The sequence below is a fragment of the Endozoicomonas gorgoniicola genome (genome assembly GCF_025562715.2).
GTDB lineage: Bacteria > Pseudomonadota > Gammaproteobacteria > Pseudomonadales > Endozoicomonadaceae > Endozoicomonas_A > Endozoicomonas_A gorgoniicola.
Genome location: NZ_JAPFCC010000001.1, coordinates 3,037,797 through 3,064,782 on the forward strand (window position 1 = coordinate 3,037,797; position 26,986 = coordinate 3,064,782).

31 protein-coding genes and 3 pseudogenes are annotated in these 26,986 nt (G+C 47.1%); 22 read left to right on the plus strand and 12 right to left on the minus strand.

Features of this window, described 5'->3' with window-relative positions; genetic code table 11:
* Positions 1-25: 25 nt before the first annotated feature.
* Complete coding sequence (locus NX722_RS13980) at positions 26-271, minus strand: type II toxin-antitoxin system ParD family antitoxin (RefSeq protein ID WP_262567744.1); 246 nt, start codon at positions 269-271, stop codon at positions 26-28.
* 63 nt (positions 272-334) lie between these two features.
* Here NX722_RS13980 and traL point away from each other — a divergent pair, with 63 nt between their 5' ends.
* The 17 genes and pseudogenes from traL (at position 335) to NX722_RS29095 (ending at position 13,360) form a co-directional block, all read left to right on the plus strand.
* Positions 335-616, plus strand: coding sequence for a type IV conjugative transfer system protein TraL (gene traL, locus NX722_RS13985; protein WP_262567745.1), 282 nt, complete (start codon positions 335-337; stop codon positions 614-616).
* Positions 613-1,167 (plus strand): type IV conjugative transfer system protein TraE, encoded by a 555-nt coding sequence (locus tag NX722_RS13990; RefSeq protein ID WP_262567746.1) that lies wholly within the window; start codon positions 613-615, stop codon positions 1,165-1,167. Before traL ends, NX722_RS13990 begins: the two co-directional genes overlap by 4 nt.
* 33 nt (positions 1,168-1,200) lie before the next feature.
* Positions 1,201-1,971, plus strand: coding sequence for a type-F conjugative transfer system secretin TraK (locus NX722_RS13995; RefSeq protein WP_262567747.1), 771 nt, complete (start codon positions 1,201-1,203; stop codon positions 1,969-1,971).
* Positions 1,972-1,984: 13 nt separating this feature from the next.
* Positions 1,985-3,163 (plus strand): TrbI/VirB10 family protein, encoded by a 1,179-nt coding sequence (locus tag NX722_RS14000; RefSeq protein WP_262568525.1) that lies wholly within the window; start codon positions 1,985-1,987, stop codon positions 3,161-3,163.
* Positions 3,160-3,609: a TraV family lipoprotein gene (locus NX722_RS14005; protein ID WP_262568526.1), complete on the plus strand. Its 450-nt coding sequence runs from the start codon at positions 3,160-3,162 to the stop codon at positions 3,607-3,609. Before NX722_RS14000 ends, NX722_RS14005 begins: the two co-directional genes overlap by 4 nt.
* A gap of 23 nt (positions 3,610-3,632) precedes the next feature.
* Positions 3,633-3,980 carry a TraA family conjugative transfer protein gene (gene traA / locus NX722_RS14010; protein WP_262568527.1) on the plus strand — a complete coding sequence of 116 codons (348 nt, stop codon included), beginning with the start codon at positions 3,633-3,635 and terminating at the stop codon, positions 3,978-3,980.
* Between the two features lie 42 nt (positions 3,981-4,022).
* Positions 4,023-5,261 carry a TraI domain-containing protein gene (locus NX722_RS14015; RefSeq protein ID WP_262568528.1) on the plus strand — a complete coding sequence of 413 codons (1,239 nt, stop codon included), beginning with the start codon at positions 4,023-4,025 and terminating at the stop codon, positions 5,259-5,261.
* Positions 5,255-7,114 (plus strand): conjugative transfer system coupling protein TraD, encoded by a 1,860-nt coding sequence (gene traD / locus NX722_RS14020; protein WP_262568529.1) that lies wholly within the window; start codon positions 5,255-5,257, stop codon positions 7,112-7,114. Before NX722_RS14015 ends, traD begins: the two co-directional genes overlap by 7 nt.
* A 26-nt stretch (positions 7,115-7,140) precedes the next feature.
* Positions 7,141-7,761 (plus strand): DUF4400 domain-containing protein, encoded by a 621-nt coding sequence (locus NX722_RS14025; RefSeq protein ID WP_262567753.1) that lies wholly within the window; start codon positions 7,141-7,143, stop codon positions 7,759-7,761.
* Positions 7,762-8,427, plus strand: a complete 666-nt coding sequence (traF, locus tag NX722_RS14030) for a conjugal transfer protein TraF (RefSeq protein WP_262568530.1) — start codon at positions 7,762-7,764, stop codon at positions 8,425-8,427.
* Positions 8,379-9,515 (plus strand): annotated as a pseudogene (locus tag NX722_RS14035) (IS1634 family transposase); the annotation flags it as partial. The gene traF and the pseudogene NX722_RS14035, both read left to right, overlap by 49 nt.
* Before the next feature lie 104 nt (positions 9,516-9,619).
* Positions 9,620-10,822 carry an ISL3 family transposase gene (locus tag NX722_RS14040; RefSeq protein ID WP_262563783.1) on the plus strand — a complete coding sequence of 401 codons (1,203 nt, stop codon included), beginning with the start codon at positions 9,620-9,622 and terminating at the stop codon, positions 10,820-10,822.
* A gap of 263 nt (positions 10,823-11,085) precedes the next feature.
* Positions 11,086-11,379 carry an IS1-like element transposase gene (locus NX722_RS14045; protein WP_262566541.1) on the plus strand — a complete coding sequence of 98 codons (294 nt, stop codon included), beginning with the start codon at positions 11,086-11,088 and terminating at the stop codon, positions 11,377-11,379.
* Between the two features lie 16 nt (positions 11,380-11,395).
* Positions 11,396-11,848: an IS1 family transposase gene (locus NX722_RS14050; RefSeq protein ID WP_262566540.1), complete on the plus strand. Its 453-nt coding sequence runs from the start codon at positions 11,396-11,398 to the stop codon at positions 11,846-11,848.
* Between the two features lie 33 nt (positions 11,849-11,881).
* A pseudogene (locus tag NX722_RS29090) lies at positions 11,882-12,091 on the plus strand (transposase domain-containing protein); the annotation flags it as partial.
* A gap of 15 nt (positions 12,092-12,106) precedes the next feature.
* Positions 12,107-13,244 (plus strand): annotated as a pseudogene (gene tnpC / locus NX722_RS14055) (IS66 family transposase); the annotation flags it as partial.
* Entirely contained in the window at positions 13,229-13,360 is a 132-nt protein-coding gene (locus NX722_RS29095) for a hypothetical protein (RefSeq protein ID WP_456077478.1), read from the plus strand. The pseudogene tnpC and the gene NX722_RS29095, both read left to right, overlap by 16 nt.
* A 184-nt stretch (positions 13,361-13,544) precedes the next feature.
* Here NX722_RS29095 and NX722_RS14060 read toward each other — a convergent pair whose 3' ends face one another.
* Both NX722_RS14060 and NX722_RS14065 read right to left on the minus strand, forming a co-directional pair.
* On the minus strand, positions 13,545-13,856 hold the full coding sequence (locus tag NX722_RS14060; protein ID WP_262568531.1) for an IS66 family transposase: 312 nt from the start codon (positions 13,854-13,856) through the stop codon (positions 13,545-13,547).
* On the minus strand, positions 13,810-14,247 hold the full coding sequence (locus NX722_RS14065) for an IS66 family transposase (RefSeq protein WP_262568532.1): 438 nt from the start codon (positions 14,245-14,247) through the stop codon (positions 13,810-13,812). The genes NX722_RS14060 and NX722_RS14065 overlap by 47 nt, the downstream gene beginning before the upstream one ends.
* A 56-nt stretch (positions 14,248-14,303) precedes the next feature.
* Between NX722_RS14065 and NX722_RS14070 the strand changes: the two genes are divergently transcribed.
* Both NX722_RS14070 and NX722_RS14075 read left to right on the plus strand, forming a co-directional pair.
* Positions 14,304-15,242 (plus strand): integrase catalytic domain-containing protein, encoded by a 939-nt coding sequence (locus NX722_RS14070; protein WP_262568533.1) that lies wholly within the window; start codon positions 14,304-14,306, stop codon positions 15,240-15,242.
* Positions 15,243-15,308: 66 nt separating this feature from the next.
* Positions 15,309-15,533 (plus strand): hypothetical protein, encoded by a 225-nt coding sequence (locus tag NX722_RS14075; protein WP_262568534.1) that lies wholly within the window; start codon positions 15,309-15,311, stop codon positions 15,531-15,533.
* A 28-nt stretch (positions 15,534-15,561) separates the two neighbouring features.
* Here the strand turns inward: NX722_RS14075 and NX722_RS14080 are convergent, their stop codons facing one another.
* From NX722_RS14080 to NX722_RS14100, 5 genes are all read right to left on the minus strand, one after another.
* Complete coding sequence (locus tag NX722_RS14080) at positions 15,562-16,587, minus strand: IS66 family transposase (protein WP_262568535.1); 1,026 nt, start codon at positions 16,585-16,587, stop codon at positions 15,562-15,564.
* A 36-nt stretch (positions 16,588-16,623) separates the two neighbouring features.
* The gene (gene tnpB / locus NX722_RS14085; protein WP_262568536.1) at positions 16,624-16,992 is read right to left on the minus strand and encodes an IS66 family insertion sequence element accessory protein TnpB; all 369 of its coding nucleotides are present in this window, start codon (positions 16,990-16,992) and stop codon (positions 16,624-16,626) included.
* Positions 16,989-17,312 (minus strand): IS66 family insertion sequence element accessory protein TnpA, encoded by a 324-nt coding sequence (gene tnpA, locus NX722_RS14090; protein ID WP_262568537.1) that lies wholly within the window; start codon positions 17,310-17,312, stop codon positions 16,989-16,991. The genes tnpB and tnpA overlap by 4 nt, the downstream gene beginning before the upstream one ends.
* 556 nt (positions 17,313-17,868) lie before the next feature.
* Positions 17,869-18,204 (minus strand): type II toxin-antitoxin system RnlB family antitoxin, encoded by a 336-nt coding sequence (locus NX722_RS14095; RefSeq protein WP_262568538.1) that lies wholly within the window; start codon positions 18,202-18,204, stop codon positions 17,869-17,871.
* The gene (locus tag NX722_RS14100; RefSeq protein ID WP_262568539.1) at positions 18,204-19,301 is read right to left on the minus strand and encodes a type II toxin-antitoxin system RnlA family toxin; all 1,098 of its coding nucleotides are present in this window, start codon (positions 19,299-19,301) and stop codon (positions 18,204-18,206) included. Before NX722_RS14100 ends, NX722_RS14095 begins: the two co-directional genes overlap by 1 nt.
* A 150-nt stretch (positions 19,302-19,451) precedes the next feature.
* On the opposite strand from NX722_RS14100, the gene NX722_RS14105 reads away from it, so the two are divergent.
* The gene (locus tag NX722_RS14105) at positions 19,452-19,622 is read left to right on the plus strand and encodes a hypothetical protein (protein WP_262568540.1); all 171 of its coding nucleotides are present in this window, start codon (positions 19,452-19,454) and stop codon (positions 19,620-19,622) included.
* Positions 19,623-19,771: 149 nt separating this feature from the next.
* Here NX722_RS14105 and NX722_RS14110 read toward each other — a convergent pair.
* Both NX722_RS14110 and NX722_RS14115 read right to left on the minus strand, forming a co-directional pair.
* Positions 19,772-21,195, minus strand: a protein-coding gene (locus NX722_RS14110; RefSeq protein WP_262567467.1) for an ISNCY family transposase whose coding sequence is annotated in 2 segments (ribosomal slippage) — positions 19,772-20,751 and positions 20,751-21,195 — 1,425 coding nt in all. Because the reading frame shifts where the segments join, the coding sequence is not laid out codon by codon here.
* A 302-nt stretch (positions 21,196-21,497) separates the two neighbouring features.
* A complete protein-coding gene (locus tag NX722_RS14115) occupies positions 21,498-21,830 on the minus strand; it encodes a hypothetical protein (RefSeq protein WP_262568541.1) in 333 nt (110 codons plus the stop codon).
* Between the two features lie 410 nt (positions 21,831-22,240).
* Between NX722_RS14115 and NX722_RS14120 the strand changes: the two genes are divergently transcribed.
* On the plus strand, positions 22,241-22,447 hold the full coding sequence (locus NX722_RS14120) for a hypothetical protein (RefSeq protein ID WP_262568542.1): 207 nt from the start codon (positions 22,241-22,243) through the stop codon (positions 22,445-22,447).
* Positions 22,448-22,597: 150 nt separating this feature from the next.
* Positions 22,598-24,301: an IS66 family transposase gene (locus tag NX722_RS14125; RefSeq protein WP_262563696.1), complete on the plus strand. Its 1,704-nt coding sequence runs from the start codon at positions 22,598-22,600 to the stop codon at positions 24,299-24,301.
* A 688-nt stretch (positions 24,302-24,989) separates the two neighbouring features.
* On the opposite strand, the gene NX722_RS14130 is transcribed toward NX722_RS14125, so the two are convergent.
* Together NX722_RS14130 and NX722_RS14135 are read right to left on the minus strand one after the other, a co-directional pair.
* Complete coding sequence (locus NX722_RS14130) at positions 24,990-25,199, minus strand: VOC family protein (protein WP_262568543.1); 210 nt, start codon at positions 25,197-25,199, stop codon at positions 24,990-24,992.
* Between the two features lie 197 nt (positions 25,200-25,396).
* Complete coding sequence (locus NX722_RS14135) at positions 25,397-26,797, minus strand: IS1380 family transposase (RefSeq protein ID WP_262568544.1); 1,401 nt, start codon at positions 26,795-26,797, stop codon at positions 25,397-25,399.
* Between the last annotated feature and the right edge of the window lie 189 nt (positions 26,798-26,986).

Consider the following 26,986-nt stretch of genomic DNA (forward strand, 5'->3'; position numbering starts at 1 on the left):
GTACTGCTTTTGTCTGGTCATAGGTTTACCGATGCTTTTTCATCCGGGAAAGAAATTGTTCTACTTCAAGATCCACAGGAGCACCGCTACTGTCGCCCTCATCAATCATGTTTCTCAGTTGCTCCAGACTTGAAGAAGCTTTTTGTTCCCGCAAATTTCTGAGTGCTTCACGCACAACTTCACTCACTGAAGAATATGCACCGGAGTCAACCAGCTTCTGAGCGTAGCTCTGAAGCTCATCTCCAAGGCTAATAGTTTGAGTTCGAGCCATCAAAAACACCTCGTGTAAGAATATGTCTTACACAGTATAGACCCGCCTTTTGGATAAAACATCATGGAAATCCCCCGCACCATCAATGACCCTATTCAATTTTTGTTCTGGTCACTGGATGAAATCTACCCCGTTGCCGTTGGGCTGATCTGGGGCATCTGGTTTGACCGCCTGTTGCTCGGTATGTTTCTCGGTATGATGGCGATTCGACTTTATCGACGCTTTCGTGACCGTAACCCCGATGGACACCTGAGCCACCGGATGTACTGGCTGGGCTTCTATTTTTCCGGCACGAAGACACTGCCAAATCCCTATGTCCGGGTATTTTACCCCTGCCGAAAATGACCGTTTCTGAATACCTGCGTCGCTTCAAACAGTGGCGGCAGCAACTCTGCGTGGATCGACTGATAGTGTTGATGCTGGCGCTGAGTAATTCGTTGCTGTTAATGCACTGTTTAAACAGTAAACCCACTGTTGAGCTATCACTGCCATTCATGGATGCTCAGGTGGGTATCCAGTCAGGCAAAGCATCACAAGCCTATTATGAATGGTGGGGGCTGGCACTGGCCGAACTGCTGGGCAACCTGAATACTCAAAACCTGTCGTTTGTGGAGTCCCGTCTGCAAAGTCTTTTCTCACCCAACCTGTATCAGCAGGTACAAACCACACTGAACCAGCAGTTCCAGCAGTTGCGAGATGATAAAGTCAGCATGAGCTTTGAGCCGTTAAGTCTTGATTTTAATGAACAATCACAGACGGTTACTGTGGCAGGCAACAGTGTTTTGTCATCCGGAAACCAACGTCTTTCAGGACGAAAAACGTATAGCTTTCGCTTTGACATGATTCTCTATCGCCCCGTATTAACTGCTTTGCAGATCGAGTCAGACCTGAAGTAATCCCTTTACTCAAAATCATTACGAGCATTTCTTATGAACAAAGTCATCGCTGTTGTAGCCGGTTTCTATTGCTCATGGATTATGGCCGGAAGTTCGCCGGTTAAATTGCAGGTATCTCCGGGACAGCAGCAACCCGTTACCCTCAGTCGCCTGCATTTAAACCGGATAGTGACGCCTTTTGCGGCTCCGCAGATACGCACGATTGACCAGGCTGATATCCGGATTGAAGGTTCTGTGATTTATTTGTCGTCTCAACAGGAAGAACCTTTTGTCGTTTACATCACGCCCCACGATAGCGAAGCCCATGCTTTGTCTTTGCTGGTGACACCGCTGGATGTTCCACCGAAAGAAATCCAGCTCTCCCTGCCTAAACAGTGGCAGCAAAAGCTGAACCGGAACCGGGAGACAGCCAAACGCTTTGAGGAAGCCGGGAATTACCAACAAACCATCACTGAAGTGCTGTCTACTCTGGTTAAAGGACAAATTCCCGAAGGCTATGAGTTAACGAAATTCAACAAAGCGAATTATCAGCCCTGCCAGCAAGACGGTTTAAGGTTTGATTTTTCCAAAGGCCAGCAAGTTCAGGGGCATCATTTCAATGTGCTGATTGGCACGGCAAAAAACCACACAGAAAAACCAGTTACCTTCCATGAGCGAAACTGTCAGGGCAGCAATACTTCAGCCGTTGCCATGTGGCCTAAAAACACCCTGTATCCGGGGCAACGACGAGAGTTGTTTATCCTTTCCAGTACCGCAGAACCGGAATCTGCGCCACTCATACGTCCGTCACTGATGAACTACTGATGCTATCAGTACCATGAACGACCTTAGCCAATATATAACACCAAGGTTCAAACGCTATGGCATTGTGTTTGGGAGTGCGCTGGTGCTCGTTATCCTGATCTTTGCCACCAGTAAACGCCATGAAAAACCAGACAATAAAGCACCCGAAAAAGAACCAAAGACGGTGGATTTTACCGGCGTGCCTCCCAAAGAGTTAACGCTGAACCGGATCAGTGCTGACCTTGAGCGAATGCATCAGCAACAACAGGCTCTCCATACACAGCACCAAAAGGAGATGGACTCTTTAAAGGAAAGAGTACAGCAGGAAATCCAGCAATTGAGCCAATCAGAACCTGTTCAACAGCCAGCCTCTGCCGCCGAAAGTCGTGAATCTGCACCCATGCCGGATGTATTGCAATGGAATCAATACAGCCCGCCGCCACCCAACGGTTACAACGAACCGGAGAACTATCAACCGCCCCCTCAGCCTCCCAGACCGATTCGAATGCTGGGAGCCACAAGACCAGCAGCATCCGAGCCGAATATTCAATCAGGAGACCAGCCAGGATTACTCCGGTTGATGGCCGGCAGCATTTTATCAGGCCAGCTGATTACCGGACTGGATGTTCCTACCGGGCAAGGTGCACGGCGTGAACCTTATCCCGTTCTTATTCGCATCAAAGCCTCAGCTATTTTGCCGAATCGCTATCGAACCAATGTCAGGGAGTGCTTTGTACTGGCTTCAGGCTACGGCGACCTGAGCTCTGAACGGGCTTACCTTCGCAGTGAAACCCTGTCGTGCATCTTTAAACACAACCATCAAGAACAAGTTATTGAACGACCACTGGAAGGTTATTTAACCGGAGAAGATGGCAAGGCTGGACTGCGTGGCAGACTGGTTAGCAAGCAGGGACAGGTCATGGCAAAAGCGGCAATGGCGGGATTTCTCAGCGGTGTCAGTCAGGCGTTTGATATCAAGCCTGTCCCTGTGTTTTCTGTGGTACCCAATAAAAATGGTGAAATTCAGTCACCTTTCCAGTCTGGTCTAAGGGGTAGCGAAGCCCTGCAAAGTTCACTGATTAAAGGCAGCAACAAGGCACTGGAAAAGCTGGCGGATTTTTACCTGAAACTGGCTGACCAGATGGTGCCGGTGATTGAGATCAGTGCTGAGCGAAAAGTAGACCTGATTCTTACCAGAGGACTAAAGCAATGAGATGTTTTCTTGAACCACAAAGGCACGAAGGCACAAAGAAAAGCGCCATCAAGCCCTTTGTGTCTTTGTGCCTTTGTGGTTCAGCGCTGTTGTTGTCAGGCTGCTCCCTGTTTGGTGTAGGGGAGGCGAAGTATGCCTGCCCCGAACCAGGCAAAGGCGTCTGTAAGTCGGCAAGACAGATTTACAAAGACACCGATCATTCTGTGCTGGAGGAAATGACAGCAACCTCTATGCCCTCCGTTACAAGCCATGTTTCACCTGATCTTTCCATCGTTACCCCTGAGACAGTTCCCAATCGCTTACCGGCTCAGGTATTGAGAATCTGGTTGGCTCCATGGGTCGACAAACAGGGTAACTGGCACAGCGGAGGTGTTGTCATGACGGATATTTATCCAAGGGAATGGCAGTCGGCGGTTCCTGTGTATTCCCCTTCTGACAACGAATAACTGGTTTTAAAAGGAGACAGTGTATGTGCAGTTTTCTCTTTTCCTGTCACAACAAAAAACAAATTCTACAGATCAAGCGAGTCCTCAAAACCGTTTTGCGATCCTGTGGTTTTGCCTTGATTGTATTTTCACCCTTGCTCTGGGCAGAAGGTGTGACCATCACTGGCGGTAATGACTTTGCGGATATCTATGGTCGGTTAGTGGGCTGGATCAAAGGCGACCTTGGGCGTACATTGTCCATCGCATTTGTACTGATCGGTCTTGCCTATGGCATGGCTCGCCAGTCATTGATTGGCTTTGCCACAGGCGTTGGCGCTGCCGTGGGTTTGCAGGTGACGCCCACCGTTATTAATTCCATTTTTGGCTTATGACGCCTCTTTTCTCTTCTTCCATCTCTCGTCAGGACAGCCGCTATGACTTCCCTTCAGGCTTTAAGCCTTATCCATCGCTGGCTTCATCATAATTCCCCTGAAACCAAATCCGTTGATTTACCAGAAAGACCGCCGCAACAGGTCACTGAACAACAGGGTTGCTCAGGGTATCAAACCGGAACCGGAGCCATACTGCATCAACAGCAAAAGTTGTTGGATCAGCTTAATGAGCAGCTGAACCTGCCCGATGAGTTGCAGCGCCTGTTCAACCAGACCCTGGATAATCTTGTGAGCTGGGTGCATCTGCTTCCGGCGCACCCGCAACACCATTGTGAACCGGCCGGAGCCATTCGCCATGCTCTGGAAACGGCATTCTGGTCAGTGGTGGCGACAGAGCAAATTCATTTTGACCATGAGCTATACCCTGATCAGCGCAGGGTGAGGCAACCGTTATGGCGACTAATAGCAGGCGTTGCCGGATTATTGTATGACAGTGGTCGAGTGGTCAGCAGTATCACCGTTCATGATTCCGGAGTCGGGCACTGGCCATCCCTGCAAGCCGGTCTGGAACAATGGCTACAAAAGTACCGCATTACGGGTTATCAGCCCCACTGGGTACAATCCGATAACCGTCCTGATAAACATTTGTCCTCTGAATACACCTGCATCAATCTACTGTTACTGGACAAACTGACCAGCAATGAGCTGGGTTATGTCCTGAAACCGGATCACGACAAAGGGTCTTTATGGCAGACTTTTATCGGTTGCTTAACCGGACAAAACAGTCCCCAGTCAGCGGCGCAGATGGTCAGCGCCATTGAGTTAGCCCGTCTGAACAGTGTGAAACTGCATTTTATCGGTGGTGCCGCATTGGCGGCATTAGACTCGCCGGAACCCGATATTCTAAAACAGGATACTGAAGAAAATGTTGACTCAACAGAGTCTGCTGAGCCACAAAATCCAACCGTTCAAAGCAATGGGTTAGCCCAGAACTGTCTGCAACAAGTCATAAAGCAACTGAAACCGGAAAACACACGCTGGAAAAAAGACAGCCTGGTTTTGCGCTGGCCGGATGACTGTCAGGTTCCAGATCAGGATCATTTCCCCACATCAACAGAGCTGCTGGATCAGTGGAGTCAGAAAGGCTGGCTACGACAAATCGGCGAAGAAAAGACCTTCCTGAGAGGCGGTCAGCGTTATGTGTTCCTACAACCTGACATTTCTCTGCTTTGCCGGCAGTGGCTGAATACCCAACCAGAAACGGAATCGTCGCCATGTTAAGTGATCAGCCTTACCTGCAAAGCTGGCGTCCGGTCTATGAATTGTCGTCGGCTGTTTTGTGGTTCACCAGCATGAACACGGCGTTGTACCTGTCGTTTTTCAGTCCTCTGCCATTATCAGGCTTTCTGGCAACAGCTTCGGTTTGTGCCGGTATGACCGTTTTGCGGTTAGGACAGGCACTCCCTCGCTGGCAGCAACATCGGCGGTTAAAAGGTCAGTCATTGTCGTTTCTGGCATTAAACCCGCAACAATGCCTGAAGCTGCAACAGGATAACGAGCAGAAAGGGCTCTGGCTCGGCTGGGGTTTTGAGTGGCAGCGGGAACACGGACAAAAAGCCTGGGACCTGATGAAAAGTGACAACATGCCCGCCAAGCTGCAAAACTCAATGGGCGCACACTGGGTTCACGGCATGGCGGATCATGAGCAGCCCCTGTTTCAACCACTGGAGCAGGTTCAGATGCACACCATGGTCATTGGCGTTCCGGGCAGTGGCAAGACCCGGCTGTTTGACCTGCTGGTGACACAAGCGGTCTTGCGTGGGGAGCCTGTCATCATTATTGACCCCAAGGGTGATCATGATCTTGCCAGCCATACCCAGAGAAGCTGTGAATTGTCAGGACAAAGACAACGCTTTATGAAATTTCATCCGGGGTTTCCAGCGGAGTCCGTGAGAATCAACCTGCTTCAGCATTTTAACCGTTCCAGTGAACTCGCCAGCCGCATTGCCGGACTCATGCCGTCCAGTGGCAATAATGCACCGTTTCAGGCATTTGCCCAGAAAGCAGTAGACGCTGTGGTTCAGGGCTACCTGCTATGTGGTCAGCGTCCGACGCTGGTGTTGATCCGGCAGGGACTGGAATCAGGTGTCACCAAACTACTGATTCGGGCATTAACGATGGTTTGCACTCAGCATCAAGCTCAGGCAGAGAAAGCCGTGGCTCAACAAGCAAAACAACCTCAGCCAAAGAATCAGCGACAGCCGTCTTCCAAGTCAGAACAACTGGCAAAAGCCTGGATCAATTATTACCGTGATGAAATCATGCCTGAGCATCCCTGTACGGATGTAGAAGGGCTGATCTCCCTGTTTGAGCATGACCGGGCGCACTACAGCAAAATGATTGCCACACTATTACCTATTCTGGGTATGCTGACCGGCGGCGCACTGGCTGACCTGTTATCCCCCGATCCCACCAATATCAACGACCACCGCCCCTGCACCCAGACTACGGCACTGGTTGAGCAGCAAAAAGTGATGTATTTCGGGCTGGATTCCCTGAGTGACCCGATGGTGGGTAAATCCATTGGGCAGCTGTTACTGGCTGATCTGGCTGCGGTGGCCGGAGACCGTTATAACTATTCAATGCAAGAGGGAGAAAAACAGGCTAAACCGATCAACCTGTTTGTAGATGAAGCGGCAGAAGTCCTTTGCCCACAACTGTTGTCTTTGCTGAATAAAGGCCGTGGCGCAAAATTCCGCTGTTATGTGGCCACACAGACACTGGCTGACTTTGAAGCTCAGTTAGGTTCTGAAGCTGCCGCCCAGCAATTTATCGATAATTGCAACCACCTGATCTGTTTGCGAACCCAGAACCCTGAAACCCAGAAGTTTATTACCGATAAACTGCCGCCTGTTCGCTACCGCTACTTTATTCGCAACCAGGGCGTCAGCACCGATGCCAACCGCCCGATGGAATTCACCGGCAACCTGAGCGAACAACAACTGGAAGAAACCGGCGACCTCTTTCCACCTCAGCTACTGGGTGAACTGCCCAACCTCGAATACATTGCCCGGTTGGGCGGTGGTCGTTTACTGAAAGCCCGGATTCCAATTCTTACTGAACCGCAGCACTGACTTCCACACAAAACAATTTCTTTGCCATGAATAAACAACAAAAAACCACCAGTCCTTTAATGATCTGGTTTTACGGCCTTGTGCTGATTCTGCTCTGGCTGGCGGTGTCTGGTCAAACCATGACTCAGCATCTTCACCGTGAACAGAAAGGCTACTCAACCACGCTGGGAAAAGAAACCGGCGAATGGATTGTCCGTTATGGCTCACAACTGTATCGCTCAATGATTATCGAATCCGGCTTTCAGGGGTTTCTGATGAAACACACCACTCCGGATGGTCAGATGGGTAATGGCTTTGTCAGAGTGATCCTTTTTTTCAAAGGGGTAGCTAAAAACCTGCTGATTTTGACGCTGCAACTGTTTGAACGGCTGGTGCTGCTATTGGTGTGCTTACCCTTCTGGGGGCTGATTTTGCTGGCGGCAGTAGCGGATGGTTGTTTAATCCGAAAAATTCGCTACCACGATTTTCATTACACCAGCCCACTGCAAAACGTCTGGAGCCGACGGTTATGCCAGTGGATACCGGGGCTGTTCCTGTATCTGGTTATTGTGCCGCTGCCGTTTCCTGCGTGGCTAATTCCCACAATGGCTCTGCTGACTTCAGTCTGTGTCGGATGGTGGACTGCTAACTGGCAGAAAAAAGTATAAATGCGCGCCCTTCATTTATTACTCCTGTTTTCAACTACGTTGGTTGATGCTGGTGCCGATGAGCGATGGTTTGACCGACACTCTGAAGGCTGGTTTTGGTATGAGCCACTTGATGATGAGTCCACCGGTGAAGATAGTCCTCAACCAATGAAAATAACACCCCAACAATCACTTTCAGCTGCGTGGATTCGACAGAACATCGGTCAGTATCTGGACAGAGCCATTGACGAGCCGAGCAAAGAAAATGTCAGTAATTACCTCTACCTGGACCGGATGGTAAAAGAGAAAGGTGAGCAATTTGCCCGAGTAGGTAAACAGGTGATCGAAAGTGACCCCATGCTGGATGAAAACGTCCGTCGTCCCATATCGCCAGCAGCGGCAAAAATCAAAGACGATATGGCACATCAGGCGAAAGAGGAAATACTGAGGAAGGTCGCTAAAATAGCCGGACTGGTTTTTTACTATCGGGGTAACTGTAAGCTGTGCCACCTGCAAGCCCAGTCGGTTCAATTGATGAAAGAACATTATGGTTTTGAGCTGCCGACATTCACCACCCAACATGACATTTTTCTAATACCTGCTATCTATCAGATAAGCAAATATCAAGAAGCCTTGTTATGCCTCCTATTCAATACCGCTCTCAGGTCATGGATCATCTCGGTCTAGTGGCTGGAATGTGCAAAGAGCTGGGCATTGCCGACCATATCGACAGGCGCGCGCCCAAAGTATCTGACGAATGGAACATCTCCCACGGTGAGGCCGTTGTCGCGATGATTATCAATGGCCTCGGCTTTACGGGGCAGTCTCTCCACATGTTCCCTCAGTTCTTCTCCAATAAACCCCTCGATAAACTGATCAGAGAGGGGATTGAGCCCGAGCACATAAACGACAAAGTTCTTGGAAGAGCACTGGATGAACTGTTTGAACTGGGTGTCAGTAAAGTCTATTTTGAGCTGGCTATCAAGGTGGCTACGCATCTCAAATTGCCATGTGATGCACTCAACCTTGATGGCACAGGATTTCACGTCGATGGCCGTTATAACAGCGAGGAGGAAGTCAGTGACGAAGACCTCAATTGCATCAGGCTTTGCAAGGGCTACAGCCGAGATCATCGTCCTGATCTGAACCAGGCCATATTGCTCCTGCTGACCGAAAACCGGGCAGGCATTCCGATGTTTATGAAAGCAGCCAGCGGTAATGTGACGGACAAGACCAGTTTCAAACAAGTGGTTTCTGAGCATATAAAGAGCTTCAAAGCGGCACTGAATGCCCGTTACTTCATCGGTGATGCCGCATTGTATGTGGCTGAAACCGTTCAGGAACTGAGTCAGCAGGATCAGTTGTTTATCTCCAGAGTTCCTCTCAACATTGGTGCAGCCAAAGAACTGGTTCAAAGTGCGCCATTGCGCTCAATGGTTGAGGTTGAAGGGTTTGAGCATTACGAATCTGTAGAGACTCTGTCTGACTATGCAGGTGTCGTACAACGTTGGGTACTGTTTCGAAATAATCAAAGCCAGAAAACAGAACAGAAGACACTGACAAGGCGTATGCAGAAAAAGTCCCTGAAGGAATTCAAGGAACTTGAGAAATTGGGCAAGAAGCCATTCTGTTGCGAATCGGATGCCATGGAAGCTTTCAAGCTATGGCAAAAACAGTCCGTATACTGCCAGGCTGAACCTGAGATCATCGAGAGTCCCTGCTATAAAACCAAAGGCCGTCCTGCTGATGGGACAGTTCCCGACCACTATGAATATTAGGGGCTTTTACAGGTTGGCTGATGGAAAATGAGGGGTTGCAACAGAAATAGCCTTTCAGGAAAGATTGATTTGAACAGATCAAAATTTCTGAAGGATCAGACATGTGTACAACACCCTCACTACGTCCTATGTTCGCATTTCCCGGCTGGGTAATCGAGCAGATTGATATTGATTGGGAAGTCAAACAAGCTTTTGTCTATCTCCGCAGGGATGGCCGAATTCAGCACGAGAAATGCAGTCAATGTGAAACCCCTATGGGACAAATGAAGACAAAAGATCGGTGTGTCCAGGATTTACCACTGGGAGTTCTACAGGTAAATCTTCTCTTCACAGCTTTTCAGGGCCGCTGCTCACACTGCAACAATATTGAAACCGTTACTATTCCTGGTTTAACTCCCAAGGCTCAGGCAACCGATCGCCTTAAACGACACGTCAGCCATTTATGTCGCTATATGCCCTGCGACAAGGTGCCTGAATTCATTGCTATATCCGGTGGTACTGCCCGTCGTTGGGATAAAGAGATGCTGCTGAGAATGCTTTCAGCTCCAAAGCGTGACGGTATTCGCGCTCTGCTCATTGACGAAAAATCCATTGGCAAAGGCCATCAGTATCTTACCGTTGTTCTTAACGCCGACTCAGGAGAAACCCTCTTCCTTGGTGAAGGCAAGCGAAAAGAGACTCTGGATGAGTTCTTGAGCAGCCTGACTGAAGAGCAAAAAGCGAGCATCGAGTGTGTTGGCATAGACCGTGGTGGCAGCTATCAGGCTTCGGTGAAAGAGCACTTGCCCAATGCGGATATTGTATACGACAAGTTTCACATTATTGCCAATTATAATGATGTGATAGATCAGATAAGGCGCAGGGAGTGGCGTCAGGCTGAAGAAGAGAACAAGCCCTTTATCAAGGGTCAGCGGTTCAACCTGTTCATGAACCCTGAGAACCTGACTCCAAAGCGAGAAAGCAGTCTGAAAGAGCTCTTGAGCATGAACGAGGATCTCAATCAGGCTTACATCCTGAAAGACATGCTCAAACAGCTATGGACGTACACGTACAAAGCGTGTGCCGGCAAGTTTCTGGATAGATGGATAGAGTTAGCAAAAGAAACCGGAATTGCAGAACTTAAGAGGTTTGCTAAGGGCTTGGACAGGGCAAGAGAGGGCTTGCTGTCGTACTGCCATCATCGTATAACCAGCGCGAAGATTGAAGCTTTCAATGGAGTCATCAAACGGATTATCTACAAAGCTTGTGGCTACAATGATCTTGATTACCTCTATCTTAAAATCAGGCAGGAGGCTGTAAAATGATCAGCCAACCTGTAAAAGAGCCGAAAAAAGCCCATCAACCTCTGCACTATCAGCCTGCCGCTTAAATTGCCATGACCTGCTTCAATGCAAACTACAGGGCGCCTGTCGGATAATAAACGACATGAATACGATCACTACGCCAGACAGCCCGACCTTTGAATCGCTTCAGTTGGAAATTATCCAGCTGAAGGTAGTGGGGTAAACCTGATATTTTGTAGTTGTTTGCTAAAATACGGCGTATGCCGTATTTGTCATGGTGCGATATGAAAATGTGCTCCACACCAGTTCACTGCCCGAAATGTGGCGGTAATGATGTTAAAAGCTTTGGTTACAGTGTTCATAATGTTCCTCGCTACTTTTGCTGTAATGCTGAATGTGAAACCAAGTCCTTTATGCTTGAGTACCGGTATAAAGCTTATGAGCCAGGCGTTAAAGAAAAAGTCGTCGATATGGCAATTAATGGTGGCGGCATCAGGGATACAAGCAGGGTTTTGGGAATCAATAAAAAAACAGTAATAAACACATTAAAAAAAAGAGAAAGGCTTAGTTCAAGTTAATCCAAATATTCAGAAAATGGATCTTGGAACGGGTGCTGTGATTCACGTAGGCCGTGCCTGCCAAGAGGCTGAGATAGATGAACAGTGGTCGTATGTGTTTGAAAAAAGTAACCAGCGTTGGCTTTGGCATGCAGTTGATCATGCGACCAATACTGTTTTGGCTTACGTTTTTGGGAAACGAAAGGATGAGGTTTTCAAAAAACTAAAAGAGCTTCTTGAACCATTTGGTATCAAGAAATTTTATACTGATGATTGGGGAGCCTATGAACGTAATCTCGACGAAAGCAGACACATCATTGGAAAAGAAAATACTCAGAAAATTGAACGTAAAAACCTGAATTTTAGAACTTGGATTAAGCGTCTGGCCAGAAAGACAATATGCTTTTCAAAGTTAGAACAAATGCACGATATTGTTATTGGCCTGTTGATCAACAAAATCGAATTTGGCATTGACATCCATGAAATATAACAGGTTTGCCCCACTACCCAGCTGAAGACGAAACTGGCGTGGTATGAAGAACAGTTCCGGTTATATCAGCATAAGAAATTTGGTTCCTCCAGCGAACGTTTTGAAGATCAGGGACTGCTCTTTAATGAAGCGGAAGAACTGGCTGAAGAAGCCACTGAAGAAGAGCAAGAGCCTGAAACCCAAACCATTGAGGCTCACCAGCGGAAAAAGCCTGTCAGAAAAACATTATCTGAAGACCTGCCCCGTGATGTTGTAACGCTGGATGTCTCCGAAGAAGAAAAACAATGCGACTGCTGTGGCAAAGAGCTTCAGGCGTTTGGTCACGAAAGCAGCTGCAAGCTGGATATTGTTCCGGCCCAGGTTAAAGTCATTGAATTTCAGCGGTTAAAGTATCGCTGTGAGTGCGAGTCTGGCGTCAAGACCGCGCCGATGCCGAAACTGCCTATCCCCAAGAGTATTGCCACCCCCGGCCTGCTGGCCTGGATTATCACCAGTAAATACTGTGACGCCCTGCCACTGTACCGTCAGGAGTTTATCCTCAAGCGCATGGGCGTAGAAATCCGTCGTGCGTCCATGGCTGAATGGATGATCAGGGTGTCGGTTTTACTTCAGCCACTGTACGACACTTTACAGAAGATGCTGGTTAAGCAGCCATGCATCCAGGCGGATGAAACACCACTACAGGTATTGAACGAACCTGATCGTACACCGCAAAACAAGTCCTACATGTGGCTGTATCGTACGACAGGGCAGCTGGGTTCTCCCGTTGTGTTGTACAACTACCAGTCAGGCAGGGATCACGGACGGCCACAAGCGTTTTTGTCCGGTTTTAGCGGCTATTTACAGTGTGACGGCTTGCCTGCCTATAAAACCCTGAGCAGCAAGCAGCCAGAGATTGAGCTGGTTGGCTGCCTTGCGCACACCCGCAGAAAATTCAAGGAAGCTCTGGACGCTATCCCCAAAAAGAAGGGTGGGCCGCAAACTAAAATCAGCAAACCGGCCCAGGTGCTGAACATGATCCAGACGCTCTACGCCATAGAGAGAAGGATCAAAGACAAATCTGTTGAAGAACGCTTCCAGATCCGGCAATCGGAAAGCCGACCGGTTATGGATAAGCTGAAAAAATGGCTGGACAGGCAGCAACCGAAAATAGCCCCGAAAAACAAGCTGGGCAAAGCCATTACTTATGCGCAAAATCAGTGGCCTTATCTGATGCGCTACCTCGATAGCGGGCTACTGGATATCGACAACAATGCCGCAGAGCGAGCGATAAAACCCTTTGTGATCGGTCGCAAAAACTGGCTCTTCGCCCAATGCGTAGATGGAGCCAAAGCCAGCGCAGTGTTGTACAGCCTGATCGAAACGGCCAAAGCCAACGGTCTGGAGCCTTATGCATGGTTCCGCTACGTACTGTCTAAATTACCTCAGCTATCCAAAGGCAGCAGTGTCGAACACCTGTTGCCTATGAAGCTCACACAGGATGATTTAAAAATAGCGGATTGGTGGAAATAGGGGTAGATGGAGTTCCCCAACCGCTTACAAAGAAACGGGTAACGCCAGTATTAACTTGGTACCTTCTCAGCAAATGCTGATAGTGGGCTCATGTTAACTTGATGGTTTTGGGATCGGTTCCACGGTTGAGCTTCAAAGTAAGCGCCAAATAAACCAGCGTACTGGCTAGCCTTGCTGAACTCTCTTATTCTTGATTGGCCTTAACTGCCCAGGGCAGCAGACACTCTAATTTCTCAAGAGTATCAGCATAAGGCAGCTCTTTTAAAATACGGTTCAGGTACGCATAAGGCTCCAAACCATTGGCTTTGGCGCTTTCGACCAGGCTGTAAAACAGGGCACTTGCTTTCGCACCGTTTGGCGTGTCTGCAAATAGCCAGTTTCGGCGGCCAACGGCGAATGGTCGTATAACATTTTCTGCTGCGGCATTACTGATGCTCAGCTCACCACTTTCACAGTATGTGACCAGTTTTGGCCACTGGTTCAGAGCGTAGCTCATCGCCAGATGGGTCAAACTCCGGCACCAGCCGGGTGATGTTTTTCTCCAGCCATTGGTGTAGGTCATCCAGAAGAGGTTTACTCTTCTCTTGTCGTATAGCCAGTTTCTTAACTGCAGACAGCTTTTCAATCTCCGCTTCAATGGCGTAGAGCTTACGGATTTTGCCCAGAGCAACATCCGCTTTGCTAACCCTGGCGTTTTTCACCTTCTTGCCCGGTTTGGCTTCACCTTTTTTGGCGTCGGTGAATTTGCTGCGAACGTGGTCGAAGCAGCCTGCCTGTGTGATGCCTTCCTGTTTGCATACTGCATTGTAGCTGGCATAGCCGTCCGTTTGCAGGTAAAGTCTTCTCCAATATGAAATGAGCCTAAAGGAGCCCCGTATTTCTAACATGAAATGAGCCTCACGCTTCTGGTTCTATCGTCCATTATTACAGGATGAAAATAATCATGAACACAAGGCTCATTAAGACCCTTCAACACGTACGCGAACTAATCGCTCAAGCGCCATTACTGGAACCCGAGTGGGAGTCAAAAGATGAGTGCTATCAATGGGTTGAAGGCGTTTTGAAGCACTTCCGATATCAATCGCTTACCCGGTCAGACAAAGGGCTCATCAAGCAGTATCTAACGCTCGCCACAGGCTACTCAAGAGCTCAAATCACCCGCCTTATCAGCGCCTGCCTCTCACAAGGCCGTTTGAAGCGAAAACAACGTACAAGCAACGGTTTTACCAGTCAGTACACCAAAGCCGATATAAGCCTCCTCGCTGCTACAGATCAGCTTCACAATGGCCTGAATGGTGCGGCTATCAAAAAGCTCTGTGAAAGGGCCTACGAGCAAGGAGATCAAAAGTTTGTACGGCTGAAGGACATATCTGTCTCGCATATATACAACCTGAGGCAGTCAAAAACATACCGTAACATCAGGACACCTAAAGACGTTACCAGACCGACAAACAGGGCGATCGGAATACGACGCAAGCCCAGACCGGAAGGTCAGCCAGGATTCATTCGCATTGATACCGTGCATCAGGGGGACAAGGACAAAGTGAAGGGCGTATACCATATCAATGCGGTCGATGAGGTTACTCAGTATCAAGTCGTTTGCTCTGTTGAGAAGATCAGTGAGACGTTTCTCATTCCGGTTCTGGAAGAGCTGCTGGCTACTTTTCCCTTCAAATTAAGGGGTTTTCACTCAGACAACGGTTCAGAATACATCAATGGTCGTGTAGCAAAATTACTTGACAAACTACGTATAAATTTTACGAAATCAAGATCAAGAAAAACAAACGACAATGCACTTATAGAAAGCAAGAACGGTGCAGTTATCAGAAAAATGCTCGGATATGCTCATATTCCTCAAAAATATGCGACAGAGATAAACTAATTCAATAGAAACTACCTTACTCCATATCTAAACTTTCATCGCCCATGCTTCTTTGCTGAAACAGAAGTGGATAAGAAGGGCAAAGAAAGGAAAAAATACCGCTACGAAAATATGATGACTCCCTATGAAAAATTCAGAAGCATTTCAAATTGCAAGGAGTACCTGAAAAAGGGAATCACCCTTGAAGAACTTGAGGCAAGAGCTACCAGCATGAGCGATAATGAAGCAGCAGAGCAGCTACAGGCTGCCAGAGAATCACTGTTTCAATCAATTTTTGAACGAAAGGCCTGAAAGCACTGGCTTGGCACCTCTTTCAGGCTCATTTTAGGATTGGAAAATACTGGTAACCACTGAACCCTTCAAACAGGCGCAGGGGGATCTCCTTGCTTCTTGAAGGATCGTACTCAAACAGTACCGATGGCTGACTGGGTGGCCCGCCCAGGCTGACCCACATGTATTTGTCCGAGTTAATGGACTTGCTGCTCTCCTTGATGACCTGGATCCGGGTCTCGTCAGCATTGATGACAGCCCCCTCTTTCTGGTGATCCCTCATCAGGTTGATCAGTGGCTGTAGCTTTGTAGACAGACGGATCAGTGAGTTAGCCATGGTCGTACGTGTCACGGAGCCACCGTATCGCTTGAGCATGTTCTCCTGACGGTACAGTGGCAAGGCATCGCAGTACTTGGAGACAATGACCCAGGCCAGAGTGCTGACAGACAGCGATGATTTGGGCAGTGGGTGCTTTGGCAGAGTGGCTGCCTTAATCACCCGTTTTTCTTGACCATACTCGTCTGTTTCCGGATAGACGGCTTTTTCCTGCAGGATTTCTTTGACCTGAACTTTCGCTGGAACAATGTCCAGCTCTTCCCGCACTTTGACAAAGAACGTGTCAATGGCCCCGGCTTTTTCCTCTTCACTGAGTTCAGACCGCTCCTGGACTCTGGGCAGTGAAGGCGAGAAGGGTTGGCGCCCTTTACGGTGTTTGCGGGAGTTCGAATCGGGCTCAGGTTGCTCCGGCTCATCCTCATCCGGCTGTATCGCACAATCGACTAATTCAGCCTCGTTGAAGATCTCCCCCTGACTGCCGGACTTTTCCGAACTACGCCCGTAAAGCCGTGCCCGCTCCAGGCGCAGGTACTCTTCCAGGAGCGTGATTCGCTTTTTCTGCTCTTCAATGACCTGGGATTTCTTCTGAATAATGTCGTCTTTTTCAAGAAGGGCGCTGTCCTTCGTATGGATGGCCTCAAGCAAGGCCTCCATATCACGGGCAATTTCAGCCTTGGAAAAAGGCGAATCCAAAGCGGATTCCGGCTGAGGAAAGACAGCATTGGTCATTGATTTCATGACCGGTATTTTACCATAACCGCCTGAAGAATAAGACTAAAAACAACTCTCATAATGCCTTTTTTTATGGGGTTTCATGGCCTTGAGATTGTAACCGTCGAGCAGCCAGTTAAGTTGCTGCCCGGTTAATGTCACCAGCTCATCATCAGGTTCAGGCCAGTGGAACTTGTCATCTGACAAACTCTTGTAATAAAGCACAAAGCCATTGTCTTCCCAGAACAGGCACTTGATTTTATTACGCTGACGATTGGTGAAGGCGTAAAGATAACCGTCGAAAGGGTTATGCCCGAGTTCCTGCTCAACTAACACGGCCAGACCGCGAAATGACTTTCGAAAATCGATGGGCTCCCGATAAAGAAACACTTTTGGCAGTGTGATGGCGGGGCGCATGACTGGCTGGTTCATAGCATTTCCCCGACCAACTGTTTAACAAGCGACAAATTGCCTTCATTAATACCGGACACAGTCACACCATTAGGAAGAACGACTGTCAGCTGGCTACTTGCACTGGGCTCAACGGGTTCCTGAGCTGGTGTCACTGGTACAAAGGCAGAGTGTTGTGCAGGCTTGGTAGCAGATACTGTTTCCAGTTTTCGTTTCCAGTACCCGAACTTTGAGACAGAAATATCATTTTGTTGGCACCAGGCGCTCTGGCTCAGACCCGATTGCTGCCAGGACTGGACTCGCACCAGCCATTCGGTGTCAGTTATGCCGGTTTTTGTCATCGTGACCTCCACTATCTTGGGAGGTTGATGATTTCAGGATTGGTCTTAAAGTGTAAGGACGTGGGTTTTATTGGCGTTTACGAATGAACTTGAGTATTTTTGCCCAACATTTTTTTCTCTGAACTGGCCAATGGCACAGAATCAAAAGGTTGAGAAGCAGAATAAACCAGAGATTTTATGCCCCAGAGACAGACTCTGGTGTTTGCGCTGGCGTTGCACGATGGAAAAAACACTGAACCCGCTTGCCGACCACAAGCTCAGGAGGTGATGCGAATGGAATGAGCCAAAAACTCTTGATTCGATGGTCGGCATTGCACGCTGGAAAGTGTACCGCCCTCTCTCGCCAGCTTGTACTGAACCTGACTTGCTGAGTTTTTCTGCTTTGCTGAAAGCAGCTCAGAACCAAAAAACTTGACGACAAGAACACAGTAACGGATGAAAACCATTCACTGAACTCTGGCTACAGCTAACGCCTGGTTCAGCCGCGTGCCGAAGGCACGTCGGGTGAGCGAAGCGAACGAACTGCAACCATTTGTTAGGTTGCGATGGGTAAAATTTAGAAGTTTTTCAGTTCAGAGCTGGATAGGACACTAGCTTTAAGTAAATCTGGGTGTGCACGAAAGTATTTGTCTTGACCTTGTTTTAAATCTTGATCAATGTCTGTTAAAACCTTGAATGTTTTTCTGTCAAAGTTATTTCCATTAAAAATTATTGCAACAAAGCGGTTACTAGCCAAGCCATTAAAAACCAAAAGATCAAATACGACAGAACCACTATAATTAAAAGACTTGAGTTTAGAACTCAAGTCTTTTAGGTGTTGCATAGGATGATAATCGACAAGAGCAGTGACTACTGCAACTTGTGAATTGTCAACCTTGCGCACCTGAATCATTATGTATTTTTCAACCTGTATATATTGTTAATTAAGTTATAGCAATCTTTGCTTAGTTTTATTGCTTTATCTAGTGTATCTATTTTTCTACTTGCTTCAGCAAAGTCTTCCATATGGAACAATGTATGGCGAAGTTTTCTAAAAAATTCATATGTTTTCTCTAACGCAAGTACCATATCGGCTGAATCAACAATTTCTTTGAAATTGCTTTTTAGCGTTACTGTATCGCAGTTAACAGAGAAGAATGCTCCAAAGCCAAATTTTTCTTCTCCAGGGTGCATCCCATAAACGCCCAATTCTGTCCTTAATACTCCCTCTAATGCTCTAAGATCAGGAAATAACAGCATAGAATACTCTGGAAGATCAGGGGATGCAAGTTTTACACAGCAACCTGATACAAGCAAATCTTTAATGATTTGAGGTAAATTTTCAAATGAATCAGGAAGTTGCCCCTTTAGATAATCTTTTGCTAATTCGGATCTTATGATCTGTGCTGTATTCTCTTCTGTACGGCTCAGAACTGTTTGCAATCCGGCTAAATCAAGAAGTTCAGATAGCAAGTAAATTAAACGTCTATAAGAAAATAATGGCTTACCTTGAATGGATAGTAGCTTTGTGGTCTTGAAGTGAGTGACTGTTAGCGTATCTTGGTGTTGAACACTTGTAATTTTGTAAATTTTCCTAATGTTATTATCTTGTTCAATGGCAATTTCAAACTCACTTTTACTACCATCAAGAGAGCAGCAACCAATTTCCTCGATAATAGGTTCAATGTTATCTGAATGAATACCTTTTAGCGTATAGTTGACACTAAGGAATTCATTTGGATCAATTGTGTCTAACAAAAACTGTGCTAGTTTTGCTCCAAGCTCTTGGTTCTTTCCCAGCTTATGATTTACAGTTGTTGTACCATCTTTATTTAAGTGTAAATCAACAATCGCGTCATAAACTCCTATGCGGCCAATCGTTATTCTTTTTTTCTTATTATTGTCTAATGATTCATTTGATCTCAAGTTTAAAGACTGAGAATTAACAAAATCTTCGACATAAACGTCAATGGATTCTCTTTTTAAATTTAAACTCTTGTAGTTGCTCATTGGCATTACTCCCCAAAAAAACCTATTAATTCTACCATATTTTGTAGAGTAATGTGCGGTAATGTGATAGCAACCTAACGCCTTTATCAGCCGCCGCTGGAAGCGGTCGGATGGATAAATTTGTTATGTTCACGATTGCACGGAGCTAGAATGTTAACTACACGACCACAGGCAATAAGTCTGGAACTGGAAGATTTGCCAGACACCCATACTCGGACAGAGAAATATATAGATCATCTGGAAAAGCAAAACGGCAATCTAACTAGTGCCTGTCAGAAAACCCCTGAAAAACCTCTTCTGATTCTGGCGGGCAGGAATTGATAGTGATCAGATTTCACTGCCAACACAGTGCAAGAGCAGTTTTTATACTATGCTGCTCAAAATTTAATCAAAATCACCTATTTCCGAGCATAGTAAACCCTCACGCATGGCATGATCAAAAGCAAAGGAGCGGGTATCTGGCTCGAAGGTTACTGACGATCTCTGGTCAGAAGAATTTTACCCAGCCGCTTCAAATTACCGGCAACAACCGCCAGTGCAACGTAGCGCTTAAAACCCTCAATGCCTTTATCCGGGCATTTGTCGAGACCGTTCGCCTCCAGTGCATTGATATCAGATTCAACGGCTGAGTGTTTTCTTTTTGCCCGAATAAATTCCGGGTGAGATTCCCGCTTTTTGTCAATGGCTGACAGCCTGCCTTTTTTGGGCAAAACTGCACGTTCCAGCAGCACTTCGAGCTTTTCAAGATTACCCGGACTCCAGAAACCTTTGTCGTAGCTCACCTGGCTTAATGCTGAAAACCGTTTTTTGGCACCCTCTGCCATAGGCACTGTAACCTGGTCGTCTGTCTGCTTTTGCATGACCTGGTGATGCAGGGTAAAACCAAACTGATCCTGCAACACGCAAACCCGTAATCCCAACTCCACCGGGGTTCCGGCTTTCCCCTTGCTGATCCACTCGGTGTGAGGTTCAAAAATTGAGAACACCTTCTCATTATGAGGAATCTGCTCGTACTCAATAACCCGCCGGTAAATCAGGTCTATCTGATGGTGGCTATGGGCAATGTGGTATTTAAGGTTCTCCAGCCTTGGCTCATCCGGTTGTTGTTTGGTCAGCAAAGACAAGGTCAATTCAGCTTTGCGGATAATTGAGGTGCTGTACTTGATGTACTCAAGATGAGCCATTTCAACTTCGTGCTGCCGCAAGCGCTGTTTCAATTCACAGGTAGCGCTGGAATGCTTCAGGTTTCGTGCTTTGTTATAACGCTTGCGGTGCTGATCCTTCAGGTATTCACGCTGACGCCAGCCCGGCAGTCGATACTGGTCAGATAGAGCTGACGCAAACTCGATACTCTTACGACAAGCGTCGCTCAATAAGCCGATATCCGTAGGAAAGTGGACATCGGTTTTAACTACGAACGAATCGGCACGGCCATGTAGCGGTTCATCTTTTTTTTTACGAGCTGATGACCTGCTGCCACTATAATCTGGTTTACCTGATCCAGTATTTCCGGCGTGAAGCAGCTGATATTATCCTGCAGTGTCTGAGTATGGTAAGAGTGCGTGCAGTAAGGGCCGTGACCCAGCATTTTCCTGAGAGTGCCATGCTCATTAGCCAGTTCTTTCAGGCGGTCGTAGTCGCAGTTAGTGACCAGGCGAAGTGTGCCAAACACCAGTATTTTCCAGAACTCCATACCAGGACGGCCATTGTTTTTGTCTGTGGAAGTCATGGTGTCGAGTACTTGAAAAACCTGATTACGCAGCTCAAGGTTTGTCCATATGTGCTGCAAAGCTTTCAGCAGACGGGGGATGTCGTCTCTTGACTTAGCGTCAAAGGTGATGGCAGAGATATCAACCTCGCCCAACTGCATTTGTGGGTTGATGGTTTGGCGCATAAATGTGAAAACAGCCTGTTTTGTAAAATCTTCGAGAACTATATGGGGCTGCAGGCTGCTGTTTTCAAGTGTTTGAGGGTTTTCGGACAGGCACTAACTATGTTGGTTAAAGTGCTTGCAAGAGCATTAAAGAAGGCTGATCTAGAGTCTAAAAAATGGCAAGAAGCTATGGAATTTCTGAGTAAAAATGGACTTGATAACCCACTACGCTGAGTGAACATAACGCCTGGTTCAGCCGCGTGCCGAAGGCACGTCGGGTGAGCAAAGCGAACGAACTGCAACCATTTGTTAGGCTTCTGGGCTCAATTGAAGCCACATACTTGACCATTGATATCTATGATAACTGTTTTATGACCAGAGTCAGTGTTTAGCATTAATATATATTCAACATCATCATCTTTATAAAAGCAGATTATAGAATAAATCTGTCGAACATTTATATCAGAAGGTCTGACATGTGCTGTATCCCAATAATTAGCAAGGTTTGGGTTTCGAACAAATAGCCCAGGTAAATAATGAATTACAACTCTTCCAATGCCTTGATAGAACCAAGCTCTAACACCATCAACAGTTATGAAGTCATTAGATCCATAGCTTGATATAGAAAAAGCAGTAAAAAATATGAACACACGCATTAAGAAATTCACAATAATAGCTTCACGTAAGTACTTCGGTAATCTTCATTACCACCAAGTGTAAGCACTTCTACAGCATATTTTTTGGAATTTTAGTTTTCATGGAGTACGGTCATACGATCGTACGGTTAAGTGCTAAAAAATCTACCTTGACTGAAATCTCCATGGTCATCAAATTACATTACGATAGTTCAGTGTTTCTGTAGATGCCTTATACCAAGCTCTGCAGAAATCGCTACTCACGCAAAGTTAGCTTACGAATAATGGTAATGCAATCGGTAATTGAAAACATCGGTTGGACTACTTAGTTGAGGTCTGAAGTAGAAGCCTAACGCCTTTATCAACGGTGTGCCGTAGGCGCATCCGTTGGATGAAATTGTTATGCGCCGGTAGGCACAGAGGTTAAGAGTATGAAAACAAAACGACAGGAAATTTCTTTTGATGATCACTACAAGGGTGATGATTATTCATACTGGGGCAGAGCCTTATTAAAGATCGCTGAATATTTTGGCGAGTATGTAAATCTAAAAATGGGTTGGCATGAACCCTTTGAAGAAGGTAAAACTCCGTTTGAAGCGTTTCTGGAAGAATACCCTGAACATTCTGAAGGCGCATAACGCCTGGTTCAGCCGCGTGCCGAAGGCACGTCGGGTGAGCGAAGCGAACGAACTGCAACCATTTGTTAGGTGTAACTGCTCAAAATTGACTGGCAAATCAACCTCTACAGGTCAAAGAAAGTTATCCTGATCTTTCGTATATTTCACCGTATGCACCTGCCTGACTCACTATTCTCCAGTACAGACAATGAACAGTTGCGTTCATTCGTCAAAAACCTTCTCGACACGGTCGAGAAGCAATCTGTGCAAATTGAAAGGCAGCGCGTTCAGATCGAACAGCTGGTCGAAGAGAACGAACAGCTTCGAGCAGAAATTCGCCACCTGAAGAAGCACAAGGGCAAGCCTAAAATCAGGCCTAATGTCTCGGACAAGGGCGATGATCAGGAAGACAGCTCTTCTGCGGAAGACACTGATCAGGCTGCCGGGAAAAGTGACACTGATCGTCCGCCGAAAAGTAAACGACCACGATCACAAGAAGCCGGTGAAACCGCTGCACCACCAATGACTGTTGACCGAGAGGAAATCTGTTCAATCGCTGCTCCCGGTGAGAACTGGCGCTTCAAGTGCTATATCGACTTTTTCCATACTGAGCTGGACTTGCGTTTTGTCACTACTCGCTACAGGCGTGAGTATTACACAACTCCGGAAGGCGGGGTGTCAGCCCCGCTACCTGATCATGTGAAAGACCGTTTTGGCGACAACCTGAAAGCCCATCTGCTGGATTTTTATCATTCATGCAGTACGACACAGCCACTACTGCTATCTTGGCTGCACGACCATGGATGCTCAATATCAGAAGGTTCCCTGAGCAACATCCTGACGAAAGGCCATGATATTTTCCACCAGGAAAAAGAAGAATTGCTGGAAGCAGGGCTGACTTGCTCTGATTATCTCCAGGCCGACGACACAGGTGCTCGCCACCAAGGAAAAAACGGCTACTGCCTGTTTATCGGCAACCCTTATTTTTCCTACTTCCATAGCAGCGACAGTAAGAGCAGGATTAATTTCCTGGGCTGTCTGCAAGGGCAGCAGCGGCTTTATCTTCTCAACGACGTTGCCATTGACTACATGGAGAATCAGGTTGATGTGTCGAAGAAGTGGATCACTGCGCTATCCGAATGCGGCGAGAAGCGTTTCTCAACAGAAGAAGAGTGGGAGAGCTTCCTTAACAGCATTGGTTGTGCTGCCCCGCAACAAAGGCGCTGGGCGACAGAGGGTGTTTTAAAGGCCGCATTGATGCTCAATCATCGCCTTGAGAACCTGATTATCCATAGCGATGGAGCCCGGCAGTTTGATACAGCCTTTCAGCATTCGCTGTGTTGGTACCATGCGGGAAGAAACATGGACAAGCTGATACCGGCCAATGACCTGGAACGAGCCGCCCGTGACACCGTGCAGGATCAGTACTGGTGCCTCTACGACGACATTGAGGCCTACCAGAAAAAACCAACGGACAAGGAGAAACAGAAGCTCTACCAGGAGTTTGATCGTTGGGTAACACAGCGGGTTGACTACCCTGCCTTGCAGGCTGAGTTGGGCAAACTGATGGTTGTCAGGGAAGAGCTGTTATTGGTTCTTGAGTATCCGTGGCTGCCACTGCACAACAACCTGAGCGAGAGGCAGATCAGAGAGTATGTGAAACGGCGAAAGGTTAGCGGTGGTACCCGGAGTAAACTTGGGAGGAAATGCCGCGACACCTTTGCCAGTTTGAAAAAGACCTGTAAACAACACGGGGTGTCCTTTGCCAACTATCTCAGGGACAGGCTGACTGGAACCAATCTGATTCCGCAGCTGGGGCATCTCATCCTGAAGGCATCAGGCTATCAGGAAACGGTTCTTGCCAATGGAATATGAGCAGTTACTGTTAGGTGCCCTCGCAACTCCATTGTTGTTTATTGGCACCCAACTTGAAACAACTCCTCTTGCCGTTTGCTGCGGACTCACCGCTATAAACTGCTGAGTAAGGCAGAGGAGTTGAATTTAAACTCTGAGACAAAAAAGTATAGAGCTTTTTGAAGCTCAACCGTGGAACCGATCCCAAAACCATCAAGTTAACATGAGCCCACTATCAGCATTTGCTGAGAAGGTACCAAGTTAATACTGGCGTTACCCGTTTCTTTAAATGAGAACCAAAACTTACTCGCCAGAAACGCTGAAGTTTCACCAAGCCTGAGGGAAATTCATTCGTCCCAAGCTGCCCCGAAACCAAAAGGCTGAAAGTTTGAAATAACTCAACCGTGGAACGGAACCAAAGCTGAAGGTTGATCTGAAATTTCTGCCAGAAAGACCAAGCCAAAAAACTCTCAACACAAACAGAAGTTGCATATTGGCTCTGTGTAAAACTCGCAGCGCAGACAGAACCTTAAGATATAAACCTTTGTTTGACCTCAGGCACCTAACGCCTGCTTCAGCCGCGCGCCAACGGCGCGTCGGGTGGAGGGGCAACGCCCCGGAACGAACTGGAAGCATTTGTTATAACACGTCCAGATTTTTGTGATGATTTATTTATTCAGACCTCTCAATTCATGATGAGCTGGCTCTATTATGCACATTCTTTTTCTCCAAGGTATTGAGTGAATCGCAACAAATAGCCATCAGGGTCTTGAATTAAAAACTCTTTCTGACCAGATAAAATGGAACCTACTTCATACCAAGACTCTTCAAGATCACGATAAAAGTTAAATTCTTGTTTAATTAGATGATCATATACAGGCTGAATATCTGTTAGCCCGAATATTTCATAAATGAGCAACAAGTTCCGGAAAAAACATCCCATTCTGATTTTTTCGGAGGTCTGTTGCTCTACTGTCCATGAAAAAGGTATTACAACCCGAACTCACCATTAATTCGGATGTTTTTTGATCAGCACCTGCTTTTTCAGGACAACAGAATTCCCCAACACTCTTTCTGTTGGTCGCTATTTTATTCTGATTGAGTTTATGAAGCTGACTATCCCGGTCGAGGCAGCGGCATTGAATAAAAGACTTCGGTTATATGCTGCAAAAGCCCTTTTATTGGACAGCTGCGGGGCAAGTGAAGTTTGATTCGGTCTTTATACTCAACCACTTTAACCGCGACCTTACAAAGTTTTGTGATCACGGTTGATGGCTGTGCCTTTTCCAGCTCCGTACCTTTCAGTGCCTTGGTTCTCAGCTCATAGTGAAGAACATAAGCAGCGCAGGCGTAAAACATTCTCAGGTGATTTGCCAGAAAGCCCTGATCTGACAAGCGATCACCGGACAAATCACTTTTCAGATGCTTAATGAAGTTCTCATCCTGCCCTCTGGGACAATAAAGGTCTTCATATATTTCCTCGGGGGAAGCCTCCATCATCGAAGTCACAATAAAGCGGGGATTGTCGCCTTTCTGGTTGACCTCTGCCTTATAGATTATCCGGGTGTCCAGCCCTTTCCAGCTTTTTGCCTGATAGTCCGTTTCTCCGTAGAGCCTGAGTCGCTCAGGCTCTGGCATGTTGTTCAGTTTTGCCAGCCCGGTTTTAACGTCGAGAGCTTTCCGCGCTTCATCCAGTAACTCTTTGGCTTTAGGTCGCAAGGCCGTCTTGTGTCCTGCGCCTTTTCCCAGCACGTAGTCGGAGTGAGGGTCATCCTGAACAACCTGCATTAACTCTGGTTGGGCAAAGTGGCTATCCCCACGAACCAGTAAATGGGTTTTCGGCCATCTTGTACGGATCAGCTTAATGAGGCGCTGGAGAATAGCTGCATTCTCTCGGCCTGTGGGTGTTTTTCCAGGACGCAGGATCGAAGTGATCAGCTTGCCGCTGAGCCCCTCAAAGATCATTAAGGGCAAGTAACAGTAGTCTTGATATTTGGCGTTGAACAGGTTCATCTGCTGGCCGCCATGGGTGATAGCAGGCGTATGATCCAGGTCGATAATGATGGCTAATGGCGGGTATTCATAACTGCTGATGAAGTGATCAGCCAGTGCTTTGGTCATATTATAAATATCCCGTTTGGTCATGGACTGACCAAGCCTTGTATACGTTGGAGCGGAAGCCAGATGGTTATCATCGTCCAGTGGGTTTCTTCCATTGGCAAGCTCAAAGATTGGGTCTTTACGCAGATGGTTGCTGTCGTTTGCATCTTCATAACCACAGGCCATTTGCAGAACTCTTTGGGCAATGAGTTCTTGCAGGGTGTGGTCGATGTAGGATTGATGACGTTTATCGTCAATGCCGTCAGTCAGCCTGGATATGATACCGCTGTGAAGCATTGTTTCACGTAGCATCAGGGCGCCAAAATCAGAGGATAATTCTCCGCCATTGGAGTCTGCCCGGATAGTTTTTCCGTTGGAGGGGTGAAAACGAAGCTGTTCTTGTGTAAATTTGTTCATGGCAAGTTCCGGTTTGCTTCTTCCGAAGCATTTTTTTGGTCGACCCAATTATATCAAGTGATTGGGCGGAACTTGCCTCTTTTTATGAAATATCCGGGTTAGTTCTATTTGGAAATTTATTCCACGGCCTAGCGGATATACAAGCTCACCTGTATTCCAACCATTTTGATGAATTTCCTCAATCATTAT

Coding starts and splice junctions, on each gene's coding strand:
- NX722_RS13980 (WP_262567744.1), bottom strand. CDS start 271: ATGGCTCGAACTCAAACTATTAGCCTTGGAGATGAGCTTCAGAGCTAC.
- traL (WP_262567745.1), top strand. CDS start 335: ATGGAAATCCCCCGCACCATCAATGACCCTATTCAATTTTTGTTCTGG.
- NX722_RS13990 (WP_262567746.1), top strand. CDS start 613: ATGACCGTTTCTGAATACCTGCGTCGCTTCAAACAGTGGCGGCAGCAA.
- NX722_RS13995 (WP_262567747.1), top strand. CDS start 1,201: ATGAACAAAGTCATCGCTGTTGTAGCCGGTTTCTATTGCTCATGGATT.
- NX722_RS14000 (WP_262568525.1), top strand. CDS start 1,985: ATGAACGACCTTAGCCAATATATAACACCAAGGTTCAAACGCTATGGC.
- NX722_RS14005 (WP_262568526.1), top strand. CDS start 3,160: ATGAGATGTTTTCTTGAACCACAAAGGCACGAAGGCACAAAGAAAAGC.
- traA (WP_262568527.1), top strand. CDS start 3,633: ATGTGCAGTTTTCTCTTTTCCTGTCACAACAAAAAACAAATTCTACAG.
- NX722_RS14015 (WP_262568528.1), top strand. CDS start 4,023: ATGACTTCCCTTCAGGCTTTAAGCCTTATCCATCGCTGGCTTCATCAT.
- traD (WP_262568529.1), top strand. CDS start 5,255: ATGTTAAGTGATCAGCCTTACCTGCAAAGCTGGCGTCCGGTCTATGAA.
- NX722_RS14025 (WP_262567753.1), top strand. CDS start 7,141: ATGAATAAACAACAAAAAACCACCAGTCCTTTAATGATCTGGTTTTAC.
- traF (WP_262568530.1), top strand. CDS start 7,762: ATGCGCGCCCTTCATTTATTACTCCTGTTTTCAACTACGTTGGTTGAT.
- NX722_RS14040 (WP_262563783.1), top strand. CDS start 9,620: ATGTGTACAACACCCTCACTACGTCCTATGTTCGCATTTCCCGGCTGG.
- NX722_RS14045 (WP_262566541.1), top strand. CDS start 11,086: ATGAAAATGTGCTCCACACCAGTTCACTGCCCGAAATGTGGCGGTAAT.
- NX722_RS14050 (WP_262566540.1), top strand. CDS start 11,396: ATGGATCTTGGAACGGGTGCTGTGATTCACGTAGGCCGTGCCTGCCAA.
- NX722_RS14060 (WP_262568531.1), bottom strand. CDS start 13,856: ATGAGCTACGCTCTGAACCAGTGGCCAAAACTGGTCACATACTGTGAA.
- NX722_RS14065 (WP_262568532.1), bottom strand. CDS start 14,247: ATGTTAGAAATACGGGGCTCCTTTAGGCTCATTTCATATTGGAGAAGA.
- NX722_RS14070 (WP_262568533.1), top strand. CDS start 14,304: ATGAACACAAGGCTCATTAAGACCCTTCAACACGTACGCGAACTAATC.
- NX722_RS14080 (WP_262568535.1), bottom strand. CDS start 16,587: ATGAAATCAATGACCAATGCTGTCTTTCCTCAGCCGGAATCCGCTTTG.
- tnpB (WP_262568536.1), bottom strand. CDS start 16,992: ATGAACCAGCCAGTCATGCGCCCCGCCATCACACTGCCAAAAGTGTTT.
- tnpA (WP_262568537.1), bottom strand. CDS start 17,312: ATGACAAAAACCGGCATAACTGACACCGAATGGCTGGTGCGAGTCCAG.
- NX722_RS14095 (WP_262568538.1), bottom strand. CDS start 18,204: ATGATTCAGGTGCGCAAGGTTGACAATTCACAAGTTGCAGTAGTCACT.
- NX722_RS14100 (WP_262568539.1), bottom strand. CDS start 19,301: ATGAGCAACTACAAGAGTTTAAATTTAAAAAGAGAATCCATTGACGTT.
- NX722_RS14105 (WP_262568540.1), top strand. CDS start 19,452: ATGTTAACTACACGACCACAGGCAATAAGTCTGGAACTGGAAGATTTG.
- NX722_RS14115 (WP_262568541.1), bottom strand. CDS start 21,830: ATGCGTGTGTTCATATTTTTTACTGCTTTTTCTATATCAAGCTATGGA.
- NX722_RS14120 (WP_262568542.1), top strand. CDS start 22,241: ATGAAAACAAAACGACAGGAAATTTCTTTTGATGATCACTACAAGGGT.
- NX722_RS14125 (WP_262563696.1), top strand. CDS start 22,598: ATGCACCTGCCTGACTCACTATTCTCCAGTACAGACAATGAACAGTTG.
- NX722_RS14135 (WP_262568544.1), bottom strand. CDS start 26,797: ATGAACAAATTTACACAAGAACAGCTTCGTTTTCACCCCTCCAACGGA.